The organism is Shewanella sp. 10N.286.51.B7 (assembly GCF_002873615.1).
GTDB lineage: Bacteria > Pseudomonadota > Gammaproteobacteria > Enterobacterales > Shewanellaceae > Shewanella > Shewanella electrodiphila.
Window position 1 is genome coordinate 1 of sequence record NZ_MCUF01000103.1, and the last position, 211, is coordinate 211.

Here is a 211-nt window from a genome sequence, read left to right on the forward strand (position 1 = left end):
TTTCCAAATTGTTAAAGAACGGGCTTAAAAAAGCCAAAGATAAAGCTGTCGCTTTATCTTTGGCGTCTCTATCCAATGTGCATGATTTACCTTTAAAATAAAAGTAAGTAAATGGTGGAGCTATGCGGGATCGAACCGCAGACCTCCTGCGTGCAAGGCAGGCGCTCTCCCAGCTGAGCTATAGCCCCATTTACATGCAGTCAAACAAAAT

At 43.1% G+C, this 211-nt stretch carries 1 tRNA gene; it reads right to left on the reverse strand.

Annotation, left to right across the window (positions count from 1 at the left end):
• Positions 1-112: 112 nt before the first annotated feature.
• Positions 113-188: transfer RNA gene (locus tag BCU84_RS20570), tRNA-Ala, on the reverse strand.
• Between the last annotated feature and the right edge of the window lie 23 nt (positions 189-211).